This is a genomic window from Longimicrobiaceae bacterium, from assembly GCA_035696245.1.
Lineage (GTDB): Bacteria > Gemmatimonadota > Gemmatimonadetes > Longimicrobiales > Longimicrobiaceae > DASRQW01.
The window spans coordinates 1-4,303 of sequence record DASRQW010000209.1 but is presented as its reverse complement, the minus strand read 5'-3'; the positions used below and the strand labels follow the sequence as shown (position 1 = coordinate 4,303).

At 69.0% G+C, this 4,303-nt stretch carries 3 protein-coding genes; all 3 read left to right on the top strand.

The genetic code is table 11. The features are described 5' to 3' along the window. Positions 1-148: 148 nt before the first annotated feature. The 3 genes from secD (at position 149) to VFE05_09795 (ending at position 3,620) form a co-directional block, all read left to right on the top strand. A complete protein-coding gene (gene secD, locus VFE05_09805) occupies positions 149-1,771 on the top strand; it encodes a protein translocase subunit SecD (protein ID HET6230349.1) in 1,623 nt (540 codons plus the stop codon). A gap of 19 nt (positions 1,772-1,790) precedes the next feature. Next, positions 1,791-2,768, top strand: coding sequence for a protein translocase subunit SecF (gene secF, locus VFE05_09800; protein ID HET6230348.1), 978 nt, complete (start codon positions 1,791-1,793; stop codon positions 2,766-2,768). A gap of 81 nt (positions 2,769-2,849) precedes the next feature. After that, positions 2,850-3,620 carry a TatD family hydrolase gene (locus tag VFE05_09795; protein HET6230347.1) on the top strand — a complete coding sequence of 257 codons (771 nt, stop codon included), beginning with the start codon at positions 2,850-2,852 and terminating at the stop codon, positions 3,618-3,620. The last annotated feature ends 683 nt before the right edge of the window (positions 3,621-4,303 follow it).

The window sequence follows — 4,303 nt, the reverse complement described above, 5'->3', positions numbered from 1 at the left end:
GGACGGACGTTCGGGAACGGGCGTGCGTCCGGTTGACAAAAGCGCACGGGGCGCGGTAACTTCCGTGATCTTAGCCAGCTCACGAGCGCGATCGCCCGGTCGCGCCTGCCGTTCCCCCATCCTCCTTCCCGGGAGTCAGTTCTCTCCGATGTTCCAGAATCTGAAGGTACGCATCGCGCTCATCCTCGTCGTCATGGCGGGCAGCGCATGGTTCCTGTATTCGAAGAGGCCCAAGCTGGGGCTCGACCTGCAGGGCGGCATCCACCTGGCCCTGGAGATCGACAAGAGCCGCGCGACCAGCATGCCCGCCGACGCGCTGGACCGCGCGCTGCAGGTGGTGCACATGCGCGTGGACGGCATGGGCGTGTCGGAGCCCGTGGTGCAGAAGGCGGGGAACGACCGCATCATCGTGGAGCTGGCCGGCGACTCGGTGAACACGCAGGCCGCCAAGGAAGTCATCCAGAAGACGGCTTTCCTGCAGTTCCAGATCGTGCGCCCCCTGACCGAGCTGCAGACGGTGCTCCCGCGCATCGACCGCGCGGTTGCCGAGGCGAAGGGCACGCTGGCCCCCGTTCCGGGCGCCAAGCCCGCCGCCGCCGCGCCCGCGTCGCCCGTGGGCGGCCTCTTCCAGGCAAAGCCCGATTCCGCCAAGGCGGGCACCGACTCCGCCAAGACGGGCACGGACTCGGCGAAGGCGAACGCCGCCACCGTGACCGACACGGCCGGCACCGGCTCGCCCTTCACCAAGCTGCTCGCAGGCGGGCCCGTGGGGCAGCTGCTGGTGGACTCGGCCAAGGTGGACGAGGTGAAGCGCTATTTGGCGCTGCCGCAGGTGCAGGCGGTCCTTCCGCGCGGCACCGAGGTGCTGTGGGGGTACAAGGGAACCGAGGAGCAGGCGCACACCGCCTCGCTCTGGCTGGTGAGCAGCGTCCCGATGATGACGGGCGACAAGCTGGAGAACGCCCAGGCAGAGACCGACCAGTTCCAGCGCCCCATCGTGACCTTCGAGCTGAGCAGCTTGGGCGGCCACCAGTTCGAGAAGGCCACCGGCGCCCATGTGGGCGAGCAGATGGCGATCGTGCTGGACGACCAGGTCTACACGGCGCCGCGCATCAACTCCGAGATCGGCAAGCGCGGCCAGATCGAGCTGGGCAAGGCGACCATCGAGGACGCGACCAACCTGGCGCTGGTGCTGCGCGCCGGCGCGCTCCCCGCGCCGCTCCGCATCGTGGAGGAGCGCAGCGTGGGCGCCTCGCTGGGCAGCGACTCGGTGCACAGCGGCATCTGGGCCGGCATCGTGGGCATCGGGCTGGTGGTGCTGATGATGATCGGCATCTACCACTTCTCGGGCGTGCTGGCCTGCATCGCGCTGGCGGGCTACTGCCTGCTGGTGATGGGCGGCATGTCGATGATCGAGGCGACGCTCACCTTCCCCGGCATCGCGGGCCTGATCCTCTCGGTGGGCACCGCGGTGGATGCCAACGTGCTGATCTTCGAGCGCATCCGCGAGGAGCTGGACCACGGGCGCAACGTGCGCACCGCGGTGAGCGAGGGCTTCACGCACGCGCTGCGGGCCATCATCGACTCCAGCGTGACCACGCTGATCACCTGCGCCATCCTGTTCTACACCGGCACGGGCCCCATCCGCGGCTTCGCGGTGACGCTCACGGTGGGCGTGGTGGCCTCGCTGTTCACGGCGGTGTTCGTGACCCGGACGCTGTTCATCATCTATCTCGAGCGCCGCGCGACTGCGCAGAGCATCTCCATCTGACCGCGCGAGGAACTCGGACATGAGATTTTTCACCAAGGCGAACTACCCGTTCCTGGAGTGGCGCAAGCGCGCATACGCGCTCACGGCCCTCCTGCTGCTCCTGGGCGTCGGGGCGATGGTGCTCAACTCGGCGCAGGGACGCCGCTGGCTCAACTACGGCATCGACTTCCTGGGCGGCACCGAGGTGCAGCTGAGCTTCACGCACCCCACCAGCGTGGAGAAGATCCGCGCCGCGGCGGCGCAGGGCGGCGCCAACGACTGGGAGATCGTGCAGTTCGGCAAGAGCAACGACTACATGGCCCGCATGCGCTCGTTCGGCCAGGAGACCGGCAGCGACGCCACGGTCAAGGTGCAGCAGGTGCTCGGCCACACCTTCAAGTACAAGACGGACTACACGGTGGCGCGCGTGGAGGCGGTGGGCCCCAAGGCCGGCGCCGACCTGCAGCGGAACGCCCTGATCGCGATCCTGCTCTCGTTCGTGACCACGGCGCTGTACCTGGCCATGCGCTTCGAGTGGCGCTTCGGCGTGGCGGCCGTGATCGCGACGGCGCACGACATCCTGATCACGCTGGGCTTCCTGGCGCTCACGCGCACGGAGATCAACCTGGGCACGGTGGCGGCGGTGCTCACCATCGTGGGCTACTCGCTGCACGACACCATCGTGGTGTTCGACCGCATCCGCGAGGACCTCGGCAAGCCGCGCGCGGGCCGCAGCTTCATCCAGATCCTGGACAAGGCGATCAACGAGACGCTGCCGCGCACGGTGCTCACCGCCAGCACGGTGCTGGCGACGCTGCTCGCGCTGCTGCTCTTCGGCGGCCCGGTGATCCGCGACTTCGCGATGGTGCTCTTCCTGGGCATCACCATCGGTACCTTCTCGTCCATCTTCGTGGCCTCGCCCGCGCTGTACGAGATCGAGCGCCGCTGGCCGCGCGAAGACAGCAAGTCGCCGGTTCGCTCCAAGCCGGCCTCGCGCCGCGTGGAGAGCGCCGTCTGACCCGGCGCGGTTCCTGATGGTTGCGAGCCGCCGCGGAACTCCGCGGCGGCTCGCTCGCTTTCAACCCCGAACGCATCGCCCGTGAACCTCACCGACACGCATGCGCACCTGGCCGACGAGCGCATCCTCCCCGTGGTGGACGAGGTGGTGGAGCGCGCCCGCGCGGCCGGCGTCGCGACCATCGTCAGCATCGCCACGGACGCGGAGGACAGCCGCACCTGCCTGGAGCTGGCGGAGCGCTTTCCCGGCGTCTACTCCACGGCCGGCATCCACCCGCACGCGGCGGGCACGGCCAGCGACGAGACGCTGTCCACGGTCGCGGAGCTGCTCAGGCATCCGCGCGTGGTTGCGGTGGGCGAGACGGGGCTGGACTACTTCTACGACCACGCGCCGCGCGGAGTGCAGCGCGCCTCGTTCGAGCGCCACCTGGCCCTCTCTGCCGAGACGGGGAAGCCGGTCGTCGTCCACTGCCGCGAGGCGGACGATGACGTGCGGGAGATGGTGCGCGAGTGGAAGGGCGGGGCGCGCGGGGTGCTGCACTGCTTCGTGGGCGACCGCGAGCTGATGGACGAGGCTCTGGACGCGGGCTGGCACATCTCCTTCTCCGGCCTGATCACCTTCAAGAAGTACGAGGGTGCCGACCTCGTCCGCGCGGTTCCCGTGGACCGCATCCTGGTCGAAACCGACTCGCCGTACCTCGCCCCCGTCCCGCACCGCGGCAAGACGAACGAGCCCGCCTTCGTCGCCTTCACCGCCGCCCGTGCCGCCGAGATGCGCGGGGAAGATGCCGACGCGTTCGCCGCGCTCACGTCCGCGAACGCACGGCGGTTCTACGGGATCGGGGAGGAATAGGGCTTGGCGGCTCGCACCGATCCTCCGTCGAGCCGTCGGGCGCCATCGAGATTCCGCAATGCCGATCACCCGGCGGCGGCGAAGCGTCGGGTTTCGCCGAAGATGCGGCGCGGGCAGCATCGCCCTGGCGGGTAAACCCGCGGGGCTACGACGGCGCGAAGCCGCTTGCGGCTGCTTCCGGGAATTTGGTCCGCGTCGGGCTCCGTCGCGCGGCAGATGCGAACCGGGTGCTCACGTTTCCATCGATGTCGGCCGCCGACCATTGACCGGTATCGGCAGGCGTGATGGCCGGAGAAACGGAACGGCGTCACGGCAGCAGCCCGCGCAGCGGGCTTCGCGCATTCGTAGCCCGCGGCTTCAGCCGCCCGGCGGCGACGTACGCCCTACCTTTCGGGCATGCGGCGATGCCTCCATCGCCCCGCCCCTCGCGTGCCGCATGTGATTGCCGCGCGGTCGTGAGCGTCCCCGCGAGCAGGCCACCGCCGCTCCGCGCATCCGCCGATCCGCATCTCCCCGCCAGTGCGGTTCCCCCTCGGTTCCGCAAGTGTAGTCTTGATATAGAAATGTCCGGGTTGGTTGATATAGAAATGTCCTCCTTCGGGACAGGTTCGCCCACACTGGAGTGGAAACCTGCGACGGAGCGAGGAGATGCTAAAGATGAGCACGCGAGATCGGGATCGACT

Bases quoted from the DNA above. Each gene is read 5' to 3' on its own strand.
- secD (HET6230349.1), top strand. From the start codon at position 149: ATGTTCCAGAATCTGAAGGTACGCATCGCGCTCATCCTCGTCGTCATG.
- secF (HET6230348.1), top strand. From the start codon at position 1,791: ATGAGATTTTTCACCAAGGCGAACTACCCGTTCCTGGAGTGGCGCAAG.